The organism is Shewanella waksmanii ATCC BAA-643 (genome assembly GCF_000518805.1).
Taxonomy (GTDB): domain Bacteria; phylum Pseudomonadota; class Gammaproteobacteria; order Enterobacterales; family Shewanellaceae; genus Shewanella; species Shewanella waksmanii.
Genome location: NZ_JAEH01000048.1, coordinates 1 through 24,262 on the forward strand (window position 1 = coordinate 1; position 24,262 = coordinate 24,262).

General features: G+C 47.7%; 28 protein-coding genes and 1 rRNA gene. 5 read left to right on the forward strand and 24 right to left on the reverse strand.

Features of this window, described 5'->3' with window-relative positions; all coding sequences use genetic code 11:
- The first annotated feature begins 160 nt into the window (after positions 1-160).
- Positions 161-276, forward strand: a 5S ribosomal RNA gene (gene rrf, locus L865_RS0116440).
- Between the two features lie 1,018 nt (positions 277-1,294).
- Positions 1,295-3,784 (forward strand): putative bifunctional diguanylate cyclase/phosphodiesterase, encoded by a 2,490-nt coding sequence (locus L865_RS24045; RefSeq protein ID WP_157577629.1) that lies wholly within the window; start codon positions 1,295-1,297, stop codon positions 3,782-3,784.
- Positions 3,785-3,789: 5 nt separating this feature from the next.
- Here L865_RS24045 and L865_RS0116455 read toward each other — a convergent pair whose 3' ends face one another.
- From L865_RS0116455 to flgB, 23 genes are all read right to left on the reverse strand, one after another.
- Positions 3,790-4,077, reverse strand: coding sequence for a hypothetical protein (locus L865_RS0116455; RefSeq protein ID WP_028774244.1), 288 nt, complete (start codon positions 4,075-4,077; stop codon positions 3,790-3,792).
- Positions 4,078-4,115: 38 nt separating this feature from the next.
- A complete protein-coding gene (locus L865_RS0116460; protein ID WP_028774245.1) occupies positions 4,116-4,544 on the reverse strand; it encodes a PilZ domain-containing protein in 429 nt (142 codons plus the stop codon).
- Entirely contained in the window at positions 4,541-5,548 is a 1,008-nt protein-coding gene (locus L865_RS0116465) for a flagellar motor protein MotB (protein WP_028774246.1), read from the reverse strand. The genes L865_RS0116460 and L865_RS0116465 overlap by 4 nt, the downstream gene beginning before the upstream one ends.
- Positions 5,548-6,405, reverse strand: coding sequence for a flagellar motor stator protein MotA (gene motA, locus L865_RS0116470; RefSeq protein ID WP_028774247.1), 858 nt, complete (start codon positions 6,403-6,405; stop codon positions 5,548-5,550). Before motA ends, L865_RS0116465 begins: the two co-directional genes overlap by 1 nt.
- 12 nt (positions 6,406-6,417) lie before the next feature.
- The gene (locus L865_RS0116475; RefSeq protein ID WP_028774248.1) at positions 6,418-7,140 is read right to left on the reverse strand and encodes an RNA polymerase sigma factor FliA; all 723 of its coding nucleotides are present in this window, start codon (positions 7,138-7,140) and stop codon (positions 6,418-6,420) included.
- 12 nt (positions 7,141-7,152) lie between these two features.
- Positions 7,153-7,611 carry a flagellar basal body-associated FliL family protein gene (locus L865_RS0116480; protein WP_028774249.1) on the reverse strand — a complete coding sequence of 153 codons (459 nt, stop codon included), beginning with the start codon at positions 7,609-7,611 and terminating at the stop codon, positions 7,153-7,155.
- Positions 7,612-7,626: 15 nt separating this feature from the next.
- Positions 7,627-8,877, reverse strand: a complete 1,251-nt coding sequence (locus L865_RS24625; RefSeq protein WP_028774250.1) for a flagellar hook-length control protein FliK — start codon at positions 8,875-8,877, stop codon at positions 7,627-7,629.
- The gene (locus L865_RS0116490; protein ID WP_028774251.1) at positions 8,867-9,193 is read right to left on the reverse strand and encodes a hypothetical protein; all 327 of its coding nucleotides are present in this window, start codon (positions 9,191-9,193) and stop codon (positions 8,867-8,869) included. Before L865_RS0116490 ends, L865_RS24625 begins: the two co-directional genes overlap by 11 nt.
- The gene (fliS, locus tag L865_RS0116495; RefSeq protein ID WP_028774252.1) at positions 9,162-9,542 is read right to left on the reverse strand and encodes a flagellar export chaperone FliS; all 381 of its coding nucleotides are present in this window, start codon (positions 9,540-9,542) and stop codon (positions 9,162-9,164) included. The genes L865_RS0116490 and fliS overlap by 32 nt, the downstream gene beginning before the upstream one ends.
- Positions 9,543-9,556: 14 nt before the next feature.
- The gene (gene fliD / locus L865_RS0116500; protein ID WP_028774253.1) at positions 9,557-10,912 is read right to left on the reverse strand and encodes a flagellar filament capping protein FliD; all 1,356 of its coding nucleotides are present in this window, start codon (positions 10,910-10,912) and stop codon (positions 9,557-9,559) included.
- A 305-nt stretch (positions 10,913-11,217) separates the two neighbouring features.
- Positions 11,218-12,021 (reverse strand): flagellin N-terminal helical domain-containing protein, encoded by an 804-nt coding sequence (locus tag L865_RS0116505; protein ID WP_028774254.1) that lies wholly within the window; start codon positions 12,019-12,021, stop codon positions 11,218-11,220.
- A gap of 230 nt (positions 12,022-12,251) precedes the next feature.
- Entirely contained in the window at positions 12,252-13,286 is a 1,035-nt protein-coding gene (locus L865_RS0116510; RefSeq protein ID WP_037471414.1) for a hypothetical protein, read from the reverse strand.
- A 14-nt stretch (positions 13,287-13,300) separates the two neighbouring features.
- Complete coding sequence (flgL, locus tag L865_RS0116515; protein WP_028774256.1) at positions 13,301-14,218, reverse strand: flagellar hook-associated protein FlgL; 918 nt, start codon at positions 14,216-14,218, stop codon at positions 13,301-13,303.
- A gap of 48 nt (positions 14,219-14,266) precedes the next feature.
- On the reverse strand, positions 14,267-15,631 hold the full coding sequence (gene flgK, locus L865_RS0116520) for a flagellar hook-associated protein FlgK (RefSeq protein WP_028774257.1): 1,365 nt from the start codon (positions 15,629-15,631) through the stop codon (positions 14,267-14,269).
- Between the two features lie 30 nt (positions 15,632-15,661).
- Positions 15,662-16,111, reverse strand: a complete 450-nt coding sequence (locus tag L865_RS0116525; protein ID WP_028774258.1) for a rod-binding protein — start codon at positions 16,109-16,111, stop codon at positions 15,662-15,664.
- Positions 16,111-17,208 (reverse strand): flagellar basal body P-ring protein FlgI, encoded by a 1,098-nt coding sequence (locus tag L865_RS0116530; RefSeq protein ID WP_245608455.1) that lies wholly within the window; start codon positions 17,206-17,208, stop codon positions 16,111-16,113. The genes L865_RS0116525 and L865_RS0116530 overlap by 1 nt, the downstream gene beginning before the upstream one ends.
- 68 nt (positions 17,209-17,276) lie before the next feature.
- On the reverse strand, positions 17,277-17,939 hold the full coding sequence (gene flgH, locus L865_RS0116535) for a flagellar basal body L-ring protein FlgH (protein ID WP_028774260.1): 663 nt from the start codon (positions 17,937-17,939) through the stop codon (positions 17,277-17,279).
- A 26-nt stretch (positions 17,940-17,965) separates the two neighbouring features.
- A complete protein-coding gene (flgG, locus tag L865_RS0116540; RefSeq protein WP_028774261.1) occupies positions 17,966-18,751 on the reverse strand; it encodes a flagellar basal-body rod protein FlgG in 786 nt (261 codons plus the stop codon).
- Positions 18,752-18,766: 15 nt separating this feature from the next.
- The gene (locus L865_RS0116545; protein WP_028774262.1) at positions 18,767-19,501 is read right to left on the reverse strand and encodes a flagellar basal body rod protein FlgF; all 735 of its coding nucleotides are present in this window, start codon (positions 19,499-19,501) and stop codon (positions 18,767-18,769) included.
- Positions 19,502-19,509: 8 nt separating this feature from the next.
- Positions 19,510-20,718 carry a flagellar hook protein FlgE gene (flgE, locus tag L865_RS0116550; protein ID WP_028774263.1) on the reverse strand — a complete coding sequence of 403 codons (1,209 nt, stop codon included), beginning with the start codon at positions 20,716-20,718 and terminating at the stop codon, positions 19,510-19,512.
- A gap of 25 nt (positions 20,719-20,743) precedes the next feature.
- The gene (locus L865_RS0116555) at positions 20,744-21,412 is read right to left on the reverse strand and encodes a flagellar hook assembly protein FlgD (protein WP_028774264.1); all 669 of its coding nucleotides are present in this window, start codon (positions 21,410-21,412) and stop codon (positions 20,744-20,746) included.
- Between the two features lies 1 nt (position 21,413).
- Positions 21,414-21,833 (reverse strand): flagellar basal body rod protein FlgC, encoded by a 420-nt coding sequence (flgC, locus tag L865_RS0116560; RefSeq protein WP_028774265.1) that lies wholly within the window; start codon positions 21,831-21,833, stop codon positions 21,414-21,416.
- Positions 21,834-21,844: 11 nt separating this feature from the next.
- On the reverse strand, positions 21,845-22,195 hold the full coding sequence (gene flgB, locus L865_RS0116565; RefSeq protein WP_028774266.1) for a flagellar basal body rod protein FlgB: 351 nt from the start codon (positions 22,193-22,195) through the stop codon (positions 21,845-21,847).
- A gap of 110 nt (positions 22,196-22,305) precedes the next feature.
- Between flgB and flgA the strand changes: the two genes are divergently transcribed.
- From flgA to flgN, 3 genes are all read left to right on the forward strand, one after another.
- Positions 22,306-23,028: a flagellar basal body P-ring formation chaperone FlgA gene (flgA, locus tag L865_RS0116570; RefSeq protein WP_245608454.1), complete on the forward strand. Its 723-nt coding sequence runs from the start codon at positions 22,306-22,308 to the stop codon at positions 23,026-23,028.
- Between the two features lie 76 nt (positions 23,029-23,104).
- Complete coding sequence (gene flgM / locus L865_RS0116575; RefSeq protein ID WP_084632565.1) at positions 23,105-23,392, forward strand: flagellar biosynthesis anti-sigma factor FlgM; 288 nt, start codon at positions 23,105-23,107, stop codon at positions 23,390-23,392.
- Entirely contained in the window at positions 23,385-23,840 is a 456-nt protein-coding gene (flgN, locus tag L865_RS0116580; RefSeq protein WP_028774269.1) for a flagellar protein FlgN, read from the forward strand. Before flgM ends, flgN begins: the two co-directional genes overlap by 8 nt.
- On the opposite strand, the gene L865_RS0116585 is transcribed toward flgN, so the two are convergent.
- Positions 23,837-24,253 (reverse strand): hypothetical protein, encoded by a 417-nt coding sequence (locus L865_RS0116585; protein WP_028774270.1) that lies wholly within the window; start codon positions 24,251-24,253, stop codon positions 23,837-23,839. The genes flgN and L865_RS0116585 overlap by 4 nt on opposite strands.
- Positions 24,254-24,262: the final 9 nt, after the last annotated feature.

The following is a 24,262-nucleotide window of genomic DNA, read 5'->3' on the forward strand; positions in this document are numbered from 1 at the left end:
CGTTGAGCTAACATGTACTAATGACTCGTGAGGCTTAACCATACAACCCTAATGGGTTTTACTGGTGGTGAAACTTACAGAAGAATACAGACACTTGATTGAAGTGGACTTGGCCTGAATAGGGCATAAATAATTAGCTTTCTAAATTGTCCCCAATTTGTCTGGAAACCATAGCATTGTGGTCCCACCTGATCCCATCCCGAACTCAGAAGTGAAACGCAATTGCGCCGATGGTAGTGTGGGGTCTCCCCATGTGAGAGTAGGTCATTTCCAGACGCCAAATAAACGATAAATCCCCAGCACTTTGTGTTGGGGATTTTTTCGTTTAACGGGCTTTGAAATGACACTCGAACATGGGGAAGTAAAAAGTCCGAACGCAGTGAGGCTCAATACCCATGTGGAGTAGGGCGAAGTGAGTGTGTTTATGAAGCGCAGCTTCATGCACTTATGTAGCGCGGAGCTTTAGCGCAGCTGGCCATTTCCAGGCGCCACTTTTGTTTTCACTTTTTAAAAAGTGAAGACAAAACAGTAGGAAACCACATCCCCCCTACGTCGACACGTCGCTGAGCTTGGCCAGAAACTGCGTCCATGCGTTTCTGGCATTCGGCAAATCTGATGTTTAGGACTAACAAATGCCTTGATGGCATGGATGCCAAGGAAAGGCCGTGTGCCTTGCCTCCAGCTACGAAGGCAAGCTTCTCCGCGTTCACTCTTTACTAAAAGACTAGGGGCTGAATACTGCGTATTCAAAGCGCCCAACTTTCACCCCCATGTGTTCGCTGCGCGAACCGAGTAAGCCATTTCCAGACGCCACTTTGGTGTTCACTTTTTAGAAAAGTGAAGATAAAACAATAACGATAAATCTTCAGCACTTTGTATTGGGGCTTTTTTCGTATATATGCTGTGCGAAAAGAACGACTCTCTACGTCGACCCGCCGCTAAGCAGGCTCTCCACTTCGTAACAAACCACTAAGCTTCAAAGCCCCAATGTGTTCGCTGCGCGAACCGAGTCGGCCATTTCTTTTATTGCAAAAAACTTGGACATGCATAGTTTGATATTAGTCTGTACATGGCCGTGGTAGTCGTGTTAAAGCCTATTCAAGCGAACGATATTGCGCTGATTGTTCTTAATGCAAAAGGCTTAAATTTATTTGATAGTACTAATTGCTGCTTTGGCTAACCTAAAAATTGTGTGACAATGCTCACTTAAGTGTTCAAATTTGCGCCCTTTTTATTGGGTGTCGAGCACCTTGAGTAGTCAAAAATATAATAATAAACCTTAAAGGTAGATTGATTGTTAGCACGATTGGTTAAACGTATACCATTGGCGTATGCCATCCCCATTGTTGGATTGTGTCTTTTTTGTGTATTAGCCCTAAGTGCTTATATTGCAGAACGAGATTCACAAAGACAGCTGGTGCTTGAACGCCATCAAGACGACACAGTGCAACAGCTTATGCGCATGAAGCATATTGTTGAAGAAGCCATGGAACGTCGGGATTATGTGCGCATTGAAGATGAAATATCGATTGCTTCTACCGATCTCAATACCAATGTCTATACCCTTTTAAATCAGCAAGGTAGTATTCGATTTTCCAATTATGTGGTGTGGAAAAACAGTTTGGCGACCTTGGTGATCGACGGTTACGATGTCAACCGACACCGACTCAGTGTGACTCAAGGTGACATTGATATTTTCTTTAATCCACAACGGCAGTCAATACAGGCTTATTATCCGTTGGAGCTCAGCCCGTTAGCCCAAGATGTTGCTAGCCCTAATGTTATCTATTACGAATATGATTTAGCTCCAGCATTAACCTTGGTCGATGAGCGACTGCGGGAAAGTGCGCTGCGGGTGTTTCTATTAGCCTTGCTAGGTTTTTCGTTATTGATGATGACGGTTTACCTGTTGTTACTTAGGCCGTTAACTAAGATTGCCAATCACCCTTTCTTTCAAAGCCATAGTGCTCAATCGCTTAACCTGCGTTCTCCTTTTGCTGAAATTAGTTTGCTGCAGCAACAAATTAATCAAACGGCACAACGTTACGAAGCCAACCAGATTGAGTTAAAAGATAGCCAGCAACGGTGGTTGTTTGCCGTTGAGGTATCACAGTACGGCATTTGGGATTGGAATCTACAGCAAAATCAGGTGTATTTTTCCGATCGCTGGAAAGACATGATTGGCTATAGTCCTGACGAACTTGATGGCTGTTTTGCAACGTGGGAAACCAAGATCCACCCGGAAGATAAAGCGCAGGTGTTGCAGGCCTTAAATAGCTATCTGTCTGGTAAAGCTGAGAGTTTCGAGAACGTGCATCGTTTGAAGCATAAGCAAGGACATTATATCTGGGTCCTTGATCGCGGCATGATTGTTGATTGGGACAAAGAAGGTAATCCGCTAAGGATGATTGGCACCCATAGTGACGTGTCAGAAGATGTCCGGAATCAAAAAACGGTGTCGCACCAATCTAGCCATGACCAACTCACCGATTTAGCCAACAGGCGTTCCTTATTAGATGAATTGTACGCGATTAAGCAAAGTCAATGTATTGATAGTGCCGCATTATTTGTTATTGATTTAGATAACTTTAAAGCTATTAACGATACCTTAGGTCATCATGCAGGAGACCGGCTGCTGATTCAAATTGCCGCGCGACTATCGAGTTACTTCTCAACCAATGCCTTGATTGCGCGATTAGCGGCTGATGAGTTTGTCATCTTGGTGAAGCACTTACCGGCAGAGACTGCAGAGGCCAGCCGCAGAGCGACCGCGTTGGCAAGCCAAATTAGGCAGCTAGTTGCCCGTAGTTTTTACATCAATAACACTACCTTAAATGTCTCAGCGAGTGTGGGTATCGCCACGATAGGCCATCAAGATAATATCGAGCCAGAACAGGTGCTTAAGAGAGCTGATCTGGCGATGTCGCAAGCCAAAGAGAATGGTAAAGATGCGTGCGTACTCTATACGCCAGATATGGAAGCTAAAGCACAACAACACCAGCTTATTCGCAATGAGTTAGGTTACGCGATTGAACGTAATCAATTGAGTTTAGTGTTCCAACCCTTAGTTGATGCCCGAGGACGGTTGCGTTCTGTTGAGGCATTATTGCGTTGGTACCACCCAGAAAAAGGTCATATCTCACCAGGGATATTTATTCCTATTGTTGAAGGTAGCGAACTTATTATCGAGCTGGGGCGCTGGGTGACTGATGCGGTTTGTCAGTTTATCAATACTATTGAAGCTGCGGGGTTGTCGGCGCCCATGTTTGCTATCAATGTCAGTGCTAGGCAGTTCAACCAACCAGAGTTCGCTCAAAGCCTACTTGATATTTTGTACGAGCATAATGTTAAACCGAGCAAGATAGAATTGGAGTTGACGGAGTACGCGCTACTAAGCAATTTACAACAGGTAAAAGAAACTATGTCAACGCTTAGGTCTGCAGGTGTCAGTATTGCTGTTGATGATTTCGGAACAGGTTACAGCTCACTTAGCTATATACAGACTTTGCCATTGAACCGTTTAAAGTTGGATGCGAGTTTTATTAAACATATCACTGACACCGACCGCTCAGCTGCCATAGTGAAGTCGGTAATTGATATGGCCCATAGCCTCAAGTTGGAGTTTGTCGCTGAAGGGGTTGAGACAGAGCAGCAAGCGCAATGGCTTAAATCATTTGGCTGCGATACTTACCAAGGCTACTACTTCCATCGTCCGATGCCGAGTGCTGCTTTAATTGAACTGCTAGAGCTTAATCACTCTGCGGTGGCTAACTATACGCATTAGTCTTGTTAAGCGAAAAAAAAGAAATAACACATCAAAATAAACGCCAATAACGCACCTGCAACTACCGGGTATATTAGGTAGCTATCGCCACTACGCCTAGCACGTCGATAACACAGATTAACCAGAATCAGGTTAAATACCGCCAACATAATAGAGGCCATCAAGCCGTGGCGAAAGGTCATGTCTTGAATTGTCGTCGCGGTATAAATGAGGATTATCCAGTGCAGCAAAATCAAGTATAGAAACAGCTTTTGCAACCCGTCAGGCCCTTTACGTTTGTGTGCGTTAGCCATTATCACTCCCTAGAATATTACCAATGAGCTGCCGAGCGCTAGCGGTTATTGTGACTGAGCTGCTGATGCATGTTACTGATAAGTTTTACGACGATTGGATCATCAGGGTTGATCCACTTGGCACCATAGAACCACAGCTTGTTATTGACCATTAGGCAGCGCATGATCTCTATCGACATATCCTGTTTGGCGAGAACGAGTTTTAGTTGGCTATTTGGCTGCAGCGGTATTGCACTGATAAATCCTATGCCGCCTAAACTGATATCCTTGATATTAGCGATGCCTAAGCGGCGTTTTCCCCACCACTTTCGCTGAAAAAGCTCAGTAGTGACACCATCGCAAGCGAGAGTGATGTCGCTATTGGGACGGGTGCGCAAGCTATGGCGCTGATGATCACGGTTGTCTTCGTCGGGACTAACCGCATGGCTACGTGCCCCTAGCTTGACCTGTCTGTTACGGGGTCTCATTGACTTAGCCACTGATCTGGATAGCTGTTACGCGGCTGATTATCTTCAGCTATTCGCTTGGCCTGTTCCACTTGTGGATTGGTGTCATTATTGTCTGTGAGTCCAGCCATTTCTTGTAACTGTTTGGCGGCATCACTGGTGAGAACTAACATTTCAATCCGTCGGTTAGCCGCGGCGGCTGGATCATCTCGAATGTAAGGCACCTGATCTGCCATACCCGTCACTTGTATCACTTGTTTAGACTGAACTCCGCCATACTCAAGTACGTGTCTTGCCAGCAATGCACGCTTGCTTGATAGCTCCCAGTTGGTAAAACTCTTACCCGCATAGGGAGTTGAGTCAGTATGGCCAGAAATACTAATGCGGTTCTCTACTTGGCCCAATATCGGCCCGAGTGCCATCAATAGATCTTCGAAATAGGGCATCATTTCGGCGCTACCACGGGTGAACATAAATTGGTGCACGTTATCGTGGATAAGAATACGAATACCTTGAGGAACTACTCGAATGGACACGTTGGCAGTTAAGTTCACTTCCTCAATGACATTTTCGACCTCGCGCGCTAAAAACTCCAATTGTGCTTGGGTGGCAAACTGCCCCGGTACCAGAGAGTTAAGCTCAGGTCCGCGACCTGCTTTGGGGTTACTGTCACCTTCAGGTATATTATTGTGCATGGCAGGACCTGCTCGCTCTACGCCTGTGCCCGTAGCGGGCAAAATCGCTTGTTGCAGTGCGATGCTGCCATTAAGGTCGACCATAGAGGGTGATTGGCTTAAATCAAACGGGTTAATTGAACCCGATGCAAACATATCACCTCGCAGGTATTGGACTATCATGCTGCGCTCTTGCTGATCTGCAATTTGTAAAATCCACAACACCATAAACAGCGCCATCATTGCTAAAGTAAAATCAGCAAAGGCCACTTTCCAAGCGCCACCATGATTACCACGGTGACGACGTTTGGGTTTGCGCTTAATAATTACTGGTTGTGGTTTTAAGGCCATTAGCTTTGCTGCTCCACCATCCAACGTTCAAGCTCTACAAAGCTAGGTCGGTTTTCACTTTGGATCTGCTTGCGACCAGCATCAATGGCCAACATTGGGGGCTTACCTTTAGCAAAGGCGCTCAACATGGCAGCAACACAGCGTAGTTGCGCTGATTTTCTATCTACCAAGTGCTCTAACGCTTTCGAGAGTGGCTCGAATAAGCAGTAGCAGGCAAAAATGCCGATGAAAGTACCGACTAAAGCAGCAGCCACTTTGACGCCAATCATAGTGATGGGGCCATCAATATTAGACATAGTGATAATGATGCCCATGACGGCAGCAAGAATACCAAAGCCAGGCATGGCTTCTGCTACGCGGCCCAGTGCGAGGGAGGGGCGCAACCGATCTTCTTCTATACGGTGTATCTCCTCTTCGAGGATGTGTTCTAGATCGTGGGCTGAGATTTTACCAATCGATTGTAGGCGCAAATTATCAATCAAAAACTGCAGGACGTTGGGATGTTCAAGCACTGCTGGAAACATTAAGAATAGTGAACTTTCCTGCGGCTTTTCGATGTGGTCATCAAGTACTTTTAGGCCTTGTGATTGCACTTGGTTCATTAGCATGGCCATTAAGCCAAATAGTTGTGGATAGAGCTCAGGGTCTTCCTGTTCGCTATTGACCAGCTCTTTGAGCTGCAAACGCATCTCAACCAATACGGCTTTGGGGTTGGCAATGATCAAAGCACCAAAGCCGGCTCCGAAAATAATCACGATTTCCGCCGGCTGCCACAGTGAGTTGAGGCTACCTCCCGCCCAAACATAACCGCCGAATACGGATATTAGAATGATAAACAGCCCTACAAACTTGCTCATATGTCACTACCTTTAACGATCCCATTGCTGGTAGATTTGCTGAAGTTGTTTCACGGCTTGCTTATGAATTTGGCAAATCCGAGTTTCAGTTAATCCCAATGTACCGGCAATCTCTTTTAAATTGAGTTCATGTTGATAGTAAAGCGACAGGATCACCTGTTCTCTTTTGTTTAATTTTGCGATTGCAGAGAATAAAGTTTGTTTGGACGAAAATTGTTCAATAACGTTGTTTTGATCTTTAAAGCTGTCGCCGTTGCTGAGCAAAGCATCTAGGCTTTTCATTGACTCCGATTGCGATGCATACAGTCGCTCTCGATATTGGCTTTGAGACAGGCCCATCGCGTCTGCCACCTCCATATCACTGGGTTGGCGTCCTAGCTGCTTAGTGAGCGTGCGCACACGATCGTTAAGCTCATGGGCTTGTTGTCTCACTGGTCGCGGCCGCCAATCCTGACGGCGAAGCTCATCTAGGATAGCGCCGCGAATACGCTGGCCAGCATAGGAAATAAAGCCATTATCATATTCGCCAGGGTAGCGCCTTGAGGATTCAAGCAGCGCCATTAGGCCGATTTGTTCCATGTCTTCGCTGGTCATGACCGTGCCACAGTGGCTGCGTAGTTGCGAGACGGAGCGTTTCACCAGCGGCAAATATTGACGCATGACCTGCGTCTCAGATAGGCGTTTAGTCGTGGTTGGTTCAGAATCAGCTGGGTAGGCTAGTTGTGTCGCATTCATTATGACTCCCGATTATTGAATCACCATACGAGTGAACAACACTTCGTCAATTTCTAGTGGGAACTGGTTTTCCACCATTACTGCCGAAAGCAGCAATAGCGCCTCGTTTTGTAGGCTTTCCAGTTGATTAGCATCGTTGAGCTGGTTGAAATGCTTGTGTGAGAACATCTTCATGAGTGAATTTTTAACAACGGGATCTGCGGCTTGCAGGGTCGCGGCGACATTAGGCGAACGACTTTTAAGTGCTAACTCCAATAGCAAATAGTGCGGGTTTTTATCCCCAGGTACTGAGATCACAAAGCGGTCAAGTGGGTAGAATCGTGCCACATCAGGTTGTTCCTGTTGGCTGACAAATGGCCCACCTATCAATGTGGGTGATTGCCAGCCAGCCCAAAACAGCCCACCACTCCACAGTAAAATAAAGAGGGACCAAAGTATTTTCTTGCTAATGCTACTGTTTTGCAGTGCCATGGTTTTTTCCTTAAGTTAGGCGCGTAAATCGACTTGATTTGAGGTTGATTGCTCAGTGGTTTCTGTTGTGCTTGCTGTATCGATTAACGAGCTGCTAGCAATTGAATGTTGTTCTGTTTGTTGCTGCTCGGAGTGTGATTCACCATGACTAATATCGACATTGACTTGGCCACCATGATCATTGGCAAGCTCGCTTCTCAGTCGATCGAGCCCCATGAGTAACGAGTCGCGAACGGCGGCATTGGCAGCGTGCATCTGAATGTGTAGCCGATCGCCATCGAGGCGGATATTAAGCTCAACTTTTCCCAGCGATGGCGGATCTAGCCGCAACTCTGCGGTTTTTATTTGCTGATCAATTTGGAAGCGTAGTTGCTCGCGCAATGGCGTGAGCAATTGTTGTGCTTGTTGCAATTGTGGCGCGGCGGTGGCAATGGTTACCGGCCCCCATTGGCTTACAGGCGCTGCCTGTGTGGGTTTGCTGGCAACGTTATTCAACACTTCAGGGATGGTAGGGGAAACGGTGAGATCTTGACGTGCCATTGACCCCGTAGGATCTGAAAGCATCTGACCAAAGTTGTTGACGATAGGCCCTTGGCCGTTAACTGCTGCCGATTTGGGCGCTAGGTTTTGCGACGTGGCTAGATTACTTTGCTCGGTAGAGTTGAGACTTTGGTTGCTCAAGTGGCTCAAGTTGCTCAAGTTGCTTTGTTGAGCCTGATTCGACGGCGCTGGAGAGGTGGCGATAGTGGCAAGTGTAGGAGCGTTACCGGCTATCGATTGATGCGGGTTAGAGTGACGGCCATAAGCCTGAGTTAAAGGCTCAGGCATGTTGGTGAGTGATTGCCCCTTAAGGTGCAAATTCGTCTCAATATTAGTCCGTGCTACAGCCAAGTCAGAGTTTAAATACGTGTTTGTCGTGCTTGAACCAATGTTGGTGGGACTGACATCTTGGCGGTTGAATATGGTCTTGCCCGCATCGAGAATTTGGGTCTTGCTATTAACAAGTTGTTCGACTTGTGCCGATAGTTGCGGTTGTCGATCGGTAAAATGCAAAGAGGTTAGCTGTGATGCATTGGTGGTGACGTCCAAACGATCGATGGTTGATAAGTTTTGCTCAGTGTCTTCTGGGAGTTGACTCGGCAGCATTAATACCGGATCTGCAAACAGTTCAGTGAAGCTCTCAGCGCTTTGTTCACCCTGGCCATCGAGAATTGATTGATCACTTTCGAGTGACTTTTCAAGGTTTGAAGTCAGATTAATCATCATGTTGTTCACCACTCAAGCTGGTCAGCTGATAGGCGGCTAGTCCTTCTTGTTGCTGTTTAAACTGATCGATTTCACGGGCTAGCTGCATCTTAGCTTGCTGTAATTGCTGCAAGATGTTGGCATGGGTTTTTGCTAACGCCTGCCGTGCTATCAGTTGTGAACGGGTGGTGGGTTTGCCCGCTTGCTTCAGCGTTTGGATCATGCGGTCATTGACTAACACCACACGATCCCAATCTTTTTGCTGTGCGTATTTGTTAAGTGCTGTTTCAAATTGCTGCCATCGTTCAATTGAGATTGGCCCAGCCTGCTCTGACATCGCTTATTACCTTAATAATGGGAGTAAGTGCTTGAGGGTTGTTTTCTACACTTGCTGTGACTAGCTGCCGGCTGCAGTAGTCATAGAGCTTATTGAGGCTGGCGGCGACTTCACCGCCATTGTCTAGATCCAACATCGAATCTAGGCCATGAACTATGTTGAGACATTTGTTGATGCTGCCGCCTTTTTGTTCGAAGCTGCGGCGCTGCATAAAGCCGCTGGTTCTTTCCAGTTCGTCGAGCAAACCATCAAGCAGCATGCGCACCATCTCATGGGGATTGGCCGCAGCCGCACGAGCGTCGATGGTGGTATGCCGATAGGCGCTAAAGGGATCATTTTCGTTCAACATAGTGATCGGTATCCTTAGTAAAACAGCCCGCTAGCGGAGTTCATCTTCATGATGTTGGCCTCCATTGCGGTAAACTGGGTGAGATAAATTTGATAGCGTTGCTGCATGTGATAATCGTGACGATCCATATTGTCTTCGACACGTGAGACCTGAGAATCTAAGTTGTCTTGCTTAAGATCTAAGTAGCCATTGCTCTTGGTAAACGGGTCGATGACATCACCAATACGGTCTACATAACCGCCGTCGTCGACAAACATGGCTTTAACCGCATTAGGATCGCTTTTGAGGGCATCGGTGAGCTTATCTTCATCGACGGTAAGTTTGCCATCGCGGCTCATTTCGATACCGACGTCAGATAAACGCATGCCATTGGGTGATGGCTCAAATATCATTTGTCGCATGCTATTTTGCAGCATACGTATACTGGCATCGCCCTTTAGAACCCCAAGCTGGTCTTCACCAATACTGGTGTTACTGTCTTCATCATCATCATCTTCGTCGTCTTTGTCTTTATCAATGTCATCAGCCACTTCGCTACCCATAGAGCGGGTTAGCTTGTTGATTTGATCCATCAATTCATTAAAAGCATCAACAAAGTCTGTGACAGCGGTTTGACTGGCTTCAAAGTCAGTACCTATGGTGATAGTGGTGCTTTGGCCGCTTTCGTGTGTCTTGTTTAGGTCGATATTGACTCCATCAATCACGTTTTCTAGGTAGTTGCTGCTACTTTGAATATCAACGCCATTGAGATTGATGAGTGCGTCTTGGGCCGCTCGACGTTCGGTCATGCCGATATCATTGCCATCATGCTGAATCGTGATTTGACTATTTGCGCCACTCTCCTTAGAGGTCAGCATAAACTCAACGTTTCCGCCGGTGCGCATCAGCGAAGCTTGCACGCCTGGGTTGTCAGGATGGTCGTTAATATAGTCGCGTAGTTGAGTGATGGTCATTGAACCGTCAGCATTAATTGCCCCCATATCAAGGGTGAGCGTTTCGCCGCCGACTTCTAAACTAAGGTTGCCAGATGTAGGCAGGCCGGTTGCATCTTCACTGGCAAAAGATTTAGACAATTGGTGTGCTTGTGCCAGTTGCTGGATATAGAGGTCATACTGGCCTTCTGGCGCATCAGGGCTAACAGTTACCGATGCATTGTCATCACTTACTGAGACTGTCTTTTCATCAAATCCATCGCCATCAATGCGTTCAAGCTTGCTGGTCATGCTGTTGAGGCTTTTCTCTAAGATCTCATAAGCGCTGAGCTGGGCTTCGTAGCGATTCATCTGTGTTTTATATAGCTGATCTTTGCCCATACGCTCGGCCATGATGAGCTGTTCGGCAAACTGGGCGGCGCTAATACCTGAAATCATTTTATCTCCTCCATACTTGGGGCTATTGCAAACTCTGTGCCAATTGCTAAGTGTCTGTTTATTAATGACTAACGGTAAAACCCTGGCCGGATAATTTCCGCTATTTACTCGCAACGGGAATGTAATTTTCCGCTTTAACTCACTGAGCAGAATGCGTTTGTAGTTACTCTAGGTAAGGCGACTTGATTGGCTGACTGCTTAAGCGTGTGGGTGAGTAAATATTGAAAAAGCGACGATAGACATAAAAAAAGGGAGCATTAAATGCTCCCTCAAATTGGTTTGGGTAAACCACTCGCAATGGGGGCTTACAGTAGGCCCATAACCAAACCAGTATTTTGGTTGGCTGAAGAAAGAATGCTGGTACCGGCTTGAACTAGCAGCTGGTTCTTAGTCATGTTAGCCGTTTCAACAGCAAAATCAGCATCCATAATACGACCTTCAGCTGTTTTGGTGTTTTCAGTCACGTTGGCAAGGTTTGAAGCTGTGTGGCCTAAACGGTTGATGTTGGCACCAAGATCAGAACGTGCAGCACCGACGTTATCAATGAAAGTATCAATTGCAGTGATTGCCGCTGTTGCGCCGCCCGCTGCAGAAATATCGTCTGTCACACCCGCTAGACCTGCTGAGGCTACTTGAACATCAAGTGTTTCATTGATGCCTGCACCGATTTGGAAAGTTACGCCTGTATCCAGTGAAGCGAATAGGTTATTACCGGCATAAGTTGTTTCACCCACAATACGGTCAACTTCTGCAGTTAGCTGAGTGAATTCAGCTTGAAGTGCATCTAGATCTTGTTGTGAGTTCACGCCGTTAGCTGCTTGCGTAGCAAGTTCTTTTTGACGGTTAGCGATAGTGTTTAGCTCATCAAGTGCACCATCAGCTGTTTGCAGCATTGATGTTGCATCTGAAATGTTGCGGTTAGCGGTTTCCATGCCAACAACGTTTGCGCTAAGGCGTGAAGCAATTTGCAGGCCTGCCGCATCGTCAGCAGCACTATTGATACGAAGGCCAGTAGATAGACGCTCCATAGAGGTAGTAAGTAAGCTGTTGTTTTTGCCTACTGCGTTTTGAGCAACTAAAGAGGCGTAATTAGTATGAACTGATAACATGGCTGTTTCTCCAAGTGTGATTATGGCTATTTAACGTCAACTCATAGGAGAAACAGACTCTCGATAAGTCAACGTTAAATAATCTGTTGTCTCTCATAATTGATAAAACGACACTGGAAAACGAAACTGAATTGTAAAGATGAAAAATATTAAAATAATTATTAAATAACTGATTTTTAAGTTAATAGTTGTTCGTTTTATTCGGTGCTTAAGGCGTGGGAAGGCGGTTGTTAGCTTTTTAATAGTGCACTGACGTGAGAGCGAGACACATTGGCTTGGGCCATCATAGAGGTCACTTGCAGCGAAAACGGCGTTGATTGCATTAGACCATGGAGCTGTTCTAGGGTTTGTTCGACGTTGACATTATGGCTTTGGCTGCGGTTAATTTTATGCAATTGTTGCTGCATTTTCTGTTTGGCTTCGCGAATTTCGCCCAGTTGCTGATCGACTTTAAACAGCGATTTACTGATCTTGGCAATCGCTTGTTTTAGCTCTTCATTGCTGCCAAGTTGCCATTCGCGAGGATCTTGCCAGCTCAGCTGTTCCTGTAACTTTATGGTACGAGGTTCTCCGGCAGGCAAGCGTTGCCCTTGGCCGGTCATCAATAATCCCTGTTGCAGTTGCTGCCAGTGTTCGCTATCGCTAGCAAAGCGCGTACCTGCAGCGGTTGCCATCACCTCTATTCCCAATGGCGCTAACCCTTTGGCCAGTTGGTTTTGCAAGCTGCGACTGTCGCTATTACCCGGTAACAAAATAGTGGTTGATTCACCGTTGGCTTGTACTTGAATCTGCTCATCACGTGATTTGCTGCTGGTTAAATCAATCGAGCGCATGACAAACTGATGCTTAGCCGCAGGGCGTTGCGATGAAACCAAATTAAGCTGATGATCTAACAAAGGTTTGTCAAAATAGCTGATTTCAAGTTGAGTCAATTGCTGCTGAATATGTTGTGCTTGTTGATTGGCTTGGCTTGCGCGAGCTGGGTCATTGCTTAAACTGGCTTTGGCCTGTTTGTGTAGCTGCTTGAGCAAGGTTTCAACTTGTTTCAGCCCTTGCTCGGCGACCTGTGCGGCTGAGACTTTATGTTGTCCCTGAGTGACACTCGCCCAGCGCTGGTAACTTTCCAGCCGGTGCATAGGTATTGCGGTTTTTTCAGCGGTGGGGTGAGTGTCTGTGGCGGCGGTTCGCGCTGTCGACGACGCAGCCACTGTTTGGCTACGCTGAGCAATACTGTGAGTATCTACAACACTGTTTACCGTCGACATAAATTCGCTTCCAATTATAACTGATTAAATAACGTCAGCTGGCTGACTTGTACAAAGGTTTGTTGGGTCACTTTTAATGTGGTGAGCTTGAGATTAAATTCCGCCGTTGCTTGGGCATAATCTAATCCTTCTGTATCGCCAATGACCTCTTCATTGAACAGCACCATCTCTTCATGGGATTCTTGAATCAACTGCAGGCTATTTTGCTTACCACCTATGTCGGTGATAGCGCCACCCACACTGGCTAAGGTGTCATCCAATGTGGTTAGCATGCCATTAGCGACAGATTCAAATGCTGGGTCGCCCGGTGCGAGATTTGGATCGTTTAACGCATCAATAAATGCCTGTGTTTGGTTGAGTATGTCGGTACTGCCATTGCTAAAGATGAAGGCTTCGGCAGTGACGTTGGCTGTCATCCATGATGAACCCGAGGTTTGCACTTCACGATGGTTACTATCACCTTGGTAAACGTAGTTACCATTGGCATCTTGACCAATGGGCGCGGTTTTAGTTTCATTGCCGGAAAACAGGTAGTTACCCGCATCATCTTGGGCGTTGACGCTGCCGACAAATGTTTCAAGTAACTCTTCGAGCTCCATTGCATAAGCGGCCCGGTCTTCCGGAGACAGGGCGCCGTTATTGGCAGCAATAGTGATCTCTCGCATCCGTTGCTGCACTTCGACCAATGACGACAGGTGGGTTTCTGCGCGGCCAAAACTGACACTAAGAGAGTCAATATTTTTCAAGTACTGTTCGGTTTCAGCGACGTTGCGTTGGCTAGCAATCACTTTGACCGAGCCGATGGGGTCATCCGATGGTCTGAGGATAGATTTACCCGTCGCCATCATTTGATTTAGCCTAGCAATATCCGCCGTGGAATTTTGTAAACTGTTGAGGTTGCTCGCATACAGGTTTTGAGTACTTACGCGCATAAATTTACCTTCATTACTAACGAGTGGTATGCCCACGAGGGCACAAGGCTATATATTTAATATGGTTTGAAATAACTGATCCGCCGCGGCAATCACTTTGGCATTGGCCTGATACGAGTGCTGATAAACAATCAAGTTAACCGCTTCTTCATCCATGTTGACACCACTGGTACTGGCCCATTGTGATTGGGCCTCCATCTGTAAAGTCATCGCCGTTTCTTCGCTCATTTGTGCTTGACGTGACGCTGAGCCTAATTGACCGACCATGGCTGCGTAAGCCTCTCCCATTGACCCTTCAATACCCACAGAGTCAAAGCTAAAGCTCTTATTTGCCAGCTCGATAAGTGCTTTTAAGTTGGTGTTGTCACCGGGAGTACCATCTTGACCAAAAGCTAACATGTCGGCGCTAAACCCGTCAGTCACTCGCAGGCTACCAGCGGGATTATTAGGGTCAAAGGTGAACAGATCTTGGCTTGGCGTGTTGCCGTTTAAGTCGGTACCAGCCGCTAGAATGGCATTGAACTCTTCGGCAAAGGTGACCGCCATTTCATCGACAAAGGCTTGTGACTCCAGCAAGCTGTTATCGCGATAGTCAATCATCGCGCCTAAACTGCCCCCGGTGGTTTCATCGATGGGAAATTGCGCTTCACCAAATTGCAACGTGACTTGGCTAATGGCCGGGTTGTTGGGGTTTGGCGTGACGTTAAACTTGGCGCTGGTGGTGCCAGATAGCAGAGGCTGTCCTTGTGCCAATGAGATATTCACCATGCCAGTGCTATCGTGGGTCACATTGATGTCGACCAATTTAGATAAATCATCAATGGCGGCGTCACGGGCATCAAGCAAACCAGCAGGTATATTATCGCCCGAGCGTTGGATCTCTTGATTAAACTTGGCGATGGTCTCTAACTGGGTGTTGATCTCTTTAGCTGACGCACCAATTTGGCCTTCAATCTGACTTAGTTGTGAATCTAGGCCTTGGCTAATTGAATTAAACCGCTGTCCCATGGCTTTAAATTCGCTCAAAATTCCCTGACGGTAAGCGATATCACTGGGTTGCTCCATGGCGGAATTCAATGACGCAAATAGCTGGTCTAAACCAAATGAAATACTGTTACCTTTAGAGCCAAAAATCTGCTCGACCTGACCAAAATAACTGCTTTGCACTTGGGTAAAGCCCACTTTGCTGGTGGTGTTCCACAATTGCGCCACTTCATACTGATCGGATATGCGTCTGACGCCATCGACCTGTACCCCAGCACCGCTGCCATAAATGCCACCGCCCACTGAACTCATCATGACTTGTTGGCGTGAATAACCGGGTACCATTGCATTGGCAACGTTGTTCGACGTTGAGTTCAAAGCTGCCATACTGGCGTTCAAGCCAGACATGCCAATGTTAAGCATACTCATTGTTGGTCCTTTAAAGCCGCAAAGCGGCAGTTATTTGTTAGATACTTGATTGAACGTGGGTGCAATCAATGCCGGTTGCATCGCTTTGGTCGCAACGCTCTGTGAGGAGATGTCACCATTGGCAGCAGGCATTGTGGCCATTTGATTAGTAGAGGCGACCGGCTCGGGGCTGGACTTAAGCGCACCAGATAATTGTTTTGTCATCATGTGCGCTAACCCCGTCGATTGCAGTTGGCTAAGACGACCCGCAAGCTCTGCATCATGCCAGTCCCGATAGAGGCTATCCTTTTGCGGTGACAGCGGGTTATCACTATCCGCCAGTACATCTGAGGCACTGCGCATTTGCTTGAGTACCGTTTGTAAAAACTGCGCCTCAAATTGTTGGCTGACGACCTGCAATGCACCGTGCTCGCCATTGGCTTTAATTAGCTCATTGGCGTTGAGCTGGCCAATATAGCCGTGGCTATTGTCGAGTTTCATTAAATCACCACCAATTCTGCTTCAAGGGCACCGGCTTCATCAAGGGCTTGTAAGATGGCCATCAAATCCATGGGTGACGCGCCTAAGCTATTCACAGCGCGAACCACATCTTCGAGCATAATGCCTTCTGGCCAGACAAACATGCGTGCATCGCCGGTATCAATGTCAATTTGACTATCGGTAGTGACCACAGTTTCCCCTTGGGCTTGGCCCCAAAAAGCCCCGTTTGGCTGACTGACAAACTCTTGTTCTACAATCGATACGGTGAGGTTGCCATGACTGACGGCAGCTTTGCGTACCACCACTTCGCCGCCCATCACCACGGTGCCGGTGCGGCTGTTAAACACCACGCGAGGTGACTTACGGCCCTGCTCAATTTGTAATTCTTCGAGCATCGACATAAAGGTAACCCGCTCGCGATTGGTACTTGGGGCGCGAACCAGTACTTTAGCGTGGCTATCTGCACGGGCGACATCGGGTCCAAATAGCTGATTGACCTGGCGCTCGATATTGCGTGCCGTTTTAAAGCTCGGGGTACGCAGGTTTAACACAATATCTTCGGTTTCAGTAAAGTCGCTGTACATTGGCGCTTCTAGTAGCGCACCATTGGGGATGTTGCCTACGGTAGGCACATTAATGGTAACGGATGAGCCATTACGGCCCTGAGCTGACACCCCGCCAACGACTAAGTTGCCTTGAGCCACCGCATAAATTTCACCATCGACGGCGCGCAAAGGTGTCATCAATAGTGTGCCGCCACGTAAGCTTTTAGCATCACCGATAGAAGAGACGGTGATATCTAATGTTTGCCCCGGACTTGCCAAAGGTGGCACGGTGGCATGGACCGCAACGGCAGCGACGTTCTTTAATTTGGGATCTGTTTTATCATCTATTTGGACGCCAAATTGTTTGAGCATGTTGACGATAGACTGACTGGTAAAGCGCACCTGAGTACGATCACCGGTGCCATCTAAGCCAACGACTAAACCATAACCTACGAGTTGGTTGTCGCGGATACCTTGTACATCAACAATATCCATAAGGTAGCGTTGTTGACCTTGGGCGTGGCTAATGTTGGTGCTGCTGACGATCACCATACATGCGCTAGCAAGTCCAATTAATAATCGTCGCATCATTGTGCCTCTTGTGGGGGTGAGTTGCTGCATTACAGTGGGAACCAAGGACTATTAAAGTAGCGTGCCGCCCAGCCCATAGCATTGCTGTCGGCAATTGCGCCTTGGCCGCCATAGATGATACGAGCATCGGCAATTCGCTGTGATGAGATAGTGTTGTCATTACCGATGTCATCGGTGCGTATCAGCCCTAGTAAACGCAAGTATTCATCACCTTGGTTCAAGCGCAGCCACTTTTCACCGCGGATTAACAACGCGCCATTAGGTAATACTTTGGCGACGGTGACGGTGATAGAGCCAGATAGTTGGTTTTGCTGCGTGCTGGAGCCTGATCCCTTAAATCCGCGAGAGGCTGAACCGCTGCCGCTACCATTGAAACTGTCACTGCCGGTCGAAGCTTGGCCGCCAATCGCCATATCTTGCTCTTTGTTGGCTTTGGTATCGGCGCGTTTACTGGAATAGGTCTTTTCATCAAGCGCGACGGTGAGAATGTCACCTTCGCGAAACGCGCGTTTATCTTTGAATAGGGTCAACATATAGCCTTGACGGTACACACTGCCATTTTTAGCTTCTGGCAGGCTGTAATCAATCTCCGGCGGCGCCCATTCCGGTTGCCCAGGTTTTGTTTCGGGCTCCGGAAAATGGGCGGCACAGCCCGATAAACACAACATGAACCCTATCCATAAATAACGCATGATGACTCCTTACGCGTGGGCGTTGATTACACGGCTTGGTTGAGGAATTTCAGCATGTCATCGGACGCTGATACGACTTTGGCATTCATTTCATATGCGCGTTGGGTAGAGATCATCTCAACCATCTCTTCAACCACATTGACATTCGCCCCTTCCAACGCGCCCTGACGCAATTGACCTATAGCTTGGTCACCCGCAATGCCTTCCTGAGCGGCACCTGATGCGCCTGTTTCGCGGTACAAGTTGTCACCGCGCGCCTCTAAACCTGCAGGGTTGGTAAAATTAACTAAGGTGATTTGCCCAAGTTCCTGTGCTTCGGCTTCTCCGGCTATTTGCGCCGATACCACACCATCGGTTGCGATGGTGATGGTGAGTGCATCTTCCGGGATCTCGATATTGGGCACCATAGGTAAGCCTTGAGAGGTCACCATTAGGCCATCGTTGTTGCGAAAGAACTGACCATCACGGGTGTAGGCTAGCTCACCATTGGGTTCTTCAATTTGAAAGAAACCTTGGCCTTCAATGGCTAAATCAAGTTGTTGGTTGGTGGTTAACAGATCGCCAGTGGTAAACACTTTTTGGGTGCCTGCCACCCGCGTACCTGCACCAAGCTGTAAACCTGAAGGCAGTTCATTGAGTTCATCAACTTGACCGCCAGGTTGACGTTGCGTTTGATAAAACAGATCGTTAAATGCCACCCTATCACGCTTAAAGCCAGTGGTATTAACGTTGGCTAAATTGTTGGCAATGGTGGTGATTTTGACATCTTGAGCACTAAGCCCAGTTTTACTTACCCATAATGCTGATTGCACCTTAATGCTCCTTAATTACGCGTTTTTAAGCAGGCGGTTGCCCGCTTCGGCTAGCTTTTCTGCACTTTTCATCAACTTGACCTGTACTTCAAATTGACGACTTAAATCCATTGAGGCGATCATTTCGCTCACCGCTTGGACATTACTGGCTTCGAGGTAACCGCTATTGACTCTTACTTCATTGTTGGCGGCCAACATCTGGCCATCACGGCTATAAAGTAGACCGTCGGTGCCTTTTTCTATGGCTTGTAGGTCGGGGTTAACCAGTTTTAGTTGGCCAACCTCTTCAATGACTTCACCGGCCGCGGCTAGCACACTAATGCGGCCGTCATCGCCAATGAACAAGTCTCGGTATTCCGGCAGCACAATGGGACCATCGATACCGACCACAGGACGGCCATCGATGGTGAGTTGGCCATTGGCATCAGGGACAATGGCACCCGAGCGGGTATATCCTTCACCTGCTCCGGTCATGACACTGAATAAGCCTTGGTCGCGGATAGCTAAATCTAAAGTGCGGCCAGTGGGGTTAAGCTCACCGCTTTGGCGGTCAAAGCTGTTGCTATGTGTTTGCGCCATGACGCGGGTGGTTAGGCTATTGCCAACCCCTGGCACTACTTGAGCCTGTACTCGCTCTAAATCGGCTTTGAAGCCGTGAGTATCAGCGTTGGCCAAGTTATGTGCCCGTATCGCTTGCGCTTCCATTATTCGGTTAGCACCACTGGCAGCGGTATAGATCATCTTATCCATATGCGATCCTAAATAGCGTTAAGCAAAGACTGTTGCATGCTGGTATTGGCTTGAAGCACTTTGGCGTTAGATTGGTAGTTGCGCTGGGCATTCATCAATCCCACCATTTCCGCAGTGGTGTCGACATTTGAGCCTTCTAGGTAGCCTCCAGCCATGTTGCCGAAGGTCCCCGTATTAGGGGTGCCGACAGTGGCTTGTCCCGTTGAAGGGTTAGCGGTCCAGGCGTTGTTGCTCACCGGTGTAAGGCCATTGGGGTTGTTGAAGGCAGCGAGAACCACTTGTCCTTGCACTTGCTCTTGGCCATTGGTGTATACCCCGTATAGCATACCGTCGTTATCGAGACGAATACCGTTCAACTCGCCTGAGGTGTAGCCATTTTGAGTCAAGCTTGAGTTGTTATAATCGGCCGCATATTGGGTGCTGTTGGCATAGCTTAGCGTCAGGCTCATATCTGAAGCACCACCAACAATATTGGGATCGTTAATATCTAAAGTGATTGAGTCGCCGGCGATGAGGTTGCCATCTGAGTCGAAATCCAATGTATGACCGCCTGCAGGAGTGACATCTTCGCCATCCATGCGGTAATGAACCTGCCAAGTATTGTCGCCAGTTTTAACGTAATACTGGGTTAGCGCATGCTCTTTACCCAGTGAGTCGTAAGCCGTTACCGTTGTTGACGAATGGTAAGTTGAGGCATCATCAGGATCAAACGGGGTGGTAGCAGGGTCGATGGCATCAACACGCGCATCCAAATTTGATATTTGGCTGACATCGCTGGTGGCTTTTGCCGGCAGTGATGTTGAGTGGATTTGTAAGTCGTTCACATTACCGGTTTGCAATTGACCACCTGGGCCGACAGTGTAGCCCTGTAGACGGTTGCCCATAGGGTCAACCACGAAGCCGTTTGCATCTTGGTTAAACATGCCTGCACGTGAATAAAGCGTACTGCCATCAGTGCCTGACAGCATAAAGAAGCCTTCACCTTGGATGCCCATGTCCAATTCACGACCCGTGTAAGTTAGACCGCCACCCATGGAGAAGTTTTGGCTGGTGGACATGACGTTAACACCACCGGCTTGGCCGCCATTATAAATAGCGGCAAATTCGCTGCGGCCGCCACGAAAGCCCACTGTTGAGGCATTGGCAATGTTGTTACTGATGGTGTTGAGATCTTGGGTTGTTGCTTGTAAACCACTAAGGGCAATATTGAATGACATGCTTAGGATTCCTTAACTTAAATTGTTATGACACTTCAGAGATTTCAAGCACAGAAATCGTGCCTAAACCATTGCCCAACTCGGCCATCATCACGCCGGACGCGCTGACAAAGTGAACTTTTTCAATGGGAGCTTTTATAAATGTATCGGCGTTGCTGGTTTCTTCACCTGCAGTGACCTTGGCGGTAATTTCATAGTCGCCAGCGGGTAAGTCTAACTCTTCTGGATCGATGCTAAAGGCGATGTCGCCGCTATCTTGCGGGCCCAGCACGATAGTTTCGACCACTTCACCTTGATCATTTTTAATCTCGATTTCTAGCCCTTCTGCGCCTGACTCGAGATAAACCTTACCGTCGATAGTGTCATCGCCTAGCGTAAATTCGTTAGCTGGCACCATGGCGCTTTTGCCTATGAGTTGCGCCGATTGCACGATGCCGAGATTTTCCATCATGATCATGCTCATGGCTTGATTGGCTCGCATATGCTCTAAGCTTTCGACTTGAGATATTTGCGCCATCTGCGAGACAAATTCATTGCTATCAATAGGGCTGGTGGGGTCCTGGTTTTGGATTGAAGCCAGCATCAATGTCATGAAATCATTTTTGATGGTGCCAGCAGCGCTACCGGCGGAATTCATAATGTCAGCGCCTTGGGTGCCGGCGTCTTGTTGACTCGTTAGGGCTTGTACGCTCATGTTAGTTGGCTCCTAGTTGCAGCAGGCCTTGCTGCATAGAACGGGCGCGGTTCATCACTTCAACATTGGTTTCAAATGACCGGCTTGCAGCCATCATATCTGCCATTTCATCTACGGTATTGACGTTGGAGTACGCCACACACCCCTGTTCGTCGGCAAACGGGTGATTGGGTTCATAGCGCATATCAAGTGGTGCGTCGGTTTCAACAATACCGGCGACCTGTACATGTGCGCCACTGAGTTGCACCTGCTGGGTTTGGTTGTAAATAGTTGAAAATACCGGCTTTAGTGCTCTAAAGGCACTGTCGGGATTCTCTGCCGCTGCGCCAGCGTTGGCTAAGTTACTTGCCACCGTGTTTAGGCGGATGGTTTGGGCGTGCATGCCGGCACCGGCGATATCGTAGATCTCAGAAAATGACACTGGCTGTTCTCCTACTTGCCTTCAATGGCTGACTTCAAGCCAGCAATTTTCATGTTGAGGAAGGTCAGACTGGTTTGATAGTCCATGGCGTTTTGCGAATAACGAGCTTGCTCTCTACCGAGTTCAACGGTGTTGTTATCACTGGAAGATTGGTAAGGCACTCGGTAAGCGGCTTCGTAGTTGCGATCGGGAGTCATTCCGGCATTGATTTGCGTCATGACCGTCTTGAAGTCTAAGTCTCTGGCTTTGTAGCCTGGGGTCTCGGCATTGGCGAGGTTCCCGGCCAGCATCTTGCTGCGTTCGACACGAAAGTCGAGTGTTTGTGGGTGAATGCCCAGTGCGGCATCGAGCTTGATAGCCATGAAAACTCCTAGTAATGTATGGTCGATTTCCCAATTGCTGCATCTGAGCAATCAATTTACGTGCCAACAAACTTAGATGTTTTATATCAATGACTTAACTGAGGTGACTGTTGAAAAACGGAATAGGTCTTTCCTGCTTGTTGTGGACGGTTTTCCTGTTACTTCCGCATGGGGCGATGGCGCAGTCGCTGACTGTTGCTGATGAGATACGCCAGCAGTTCGTCACCCAGCTGGAAGCAGAGTTACAGCAGTGGCAACAGCTCAATGGGATTGAAATTGTCAGTCATCAAATTCAACCTCGGGTACCTTCTGGTGCCAGTTCACTGCCTCAGTGCCCTTCACAAATTACCATTGAATCCGCTGCCGGAGTGCCGTTTGGTAATTTGCAGCGGCGGGTACAGTGCTTTGACAAAGGCTGGAGCCTATTTGTACGTGCCAAGGTGACGGTGACGGCGCGACTGCCTGTGGCTGCACGTGCGTTAAAGCGCGGGGAGATTATTGGTGAGCAAGATATTGTTTTTCAGTCAGTCGTGCTATCAAGTAGTGATCGCCAGTTAGTGGGCCAGCTAGAGGATTTACTTGGTCGCCAAGTGAAGCGGCAACTTCGGCGTCATCGAGCGATACAAATCAATCAGCTTTCGGCACCTATGTGGGTAAATTTAGGTGATAAAGTGATTATTGAAGCTCGTAGTAACGGCTTTTACGCCAACATGCCAGGAGAGGCGCTAGAGTCGGGGGGAGAGGGCAAAGATATTAGGGTAAAAAACCTCAGTTCTGGCAAAGTGATTATTGCTTATCCAATAGCCAAAGGGCGAGTGGCAACCATTTTCTAATTTTCGGCTATCTGATTTTAGTTTTTACGCTCAAGTGTCGCTTGTTAATAGTGACTGCATTATCACTTGAGTATCTATGATGGAAATCACCAAAGTTAATAGCCCGTTAAGTGCGGAAGTTGGCGTTAATAAGCGCGCACAGACCCACTATCAGCGCGATGAACAGCAAGCCAAACCTAATCCGAGTGCGACTAAAAGTGCCAGTGATGATTGGCAATTACTCGACCAAGCCAAGCCGCAACTTGCGCAACTTGCAGAGGTAGATAGCGACAAAGTCAGTGGCTTACGTCAAGCGATAGCCAATGGCACTTTTCGTATTGATATTGGTGAAATAGCTGAGGCGATGTTACGTCAACATGGATAAACTTACCGTCAATAAACGCGAAGTGTTGCAGTCACTGGTTCGCGGTATTCGTCAGGATATCGATGGCTATAAACAACTCAAAAGTTTACTCAAGCAACAACGAGAGCTGATGCAGCGTCGAGATAACCAAGGGTTGTCACACCATAATGAGCACCAAACTGCGCTTTGTGATGAGTTGATGTTACGCGCCAAAGCCCGCTGTCAATTTCTCAATCAGCTTGGATTCAGTGGCGATGCACAAGGCATGGCGCTGTTGTTAGAGAAATTACCTGCCCAGCATAAAGAGCAATTGAGTTTATGGTGGCAGAACTTATTGGCTGCGGTGAAAGAGAGCCAAGCGATGAATGATGCTAATGGTAAACTGTTGGTGACTCAGCAAGCTGTGATTGCCAGTATCTTGCAGCAAGAAGATACCGGCGTGAACGATTATGGTGAAGGACTTCGCTAGTCGTTAATTCGCGCTCTTTGGGCGAGATCGTCTAGTTGTTGCTGCTCACGTCGTTCAGTGTCTCGTAGTCGCTGTTTTTGGCGTTGTTGTACTAACCAATTTAACCGCTGTCTATGTTGCAGTTGATGGCGCCACAAATCATCTATTCGTTGTTGTTCTTGGGCAAGCAAGCCATTTTTCCTGACCATTTGTTGCACCATCGGCCGCAAACTTTGTTGTAAGCTGGTGTTATTTTGCAATAGTAGTGGGTGCAAATTCTTATCGCTAGTTTGCTGATATTGCTGCAGCATTGCACTTAGTTGTGCCGTTTGTTGTTGGCTATGTTGCAGTCGATTCGCCGCTTCGTGACGCTGTTGTCCTAACTTGGTCAGTTTCTTTTCTTCTTGTTGCTTAAGCTTGATTAACTGCTGCATTTTGCTCTC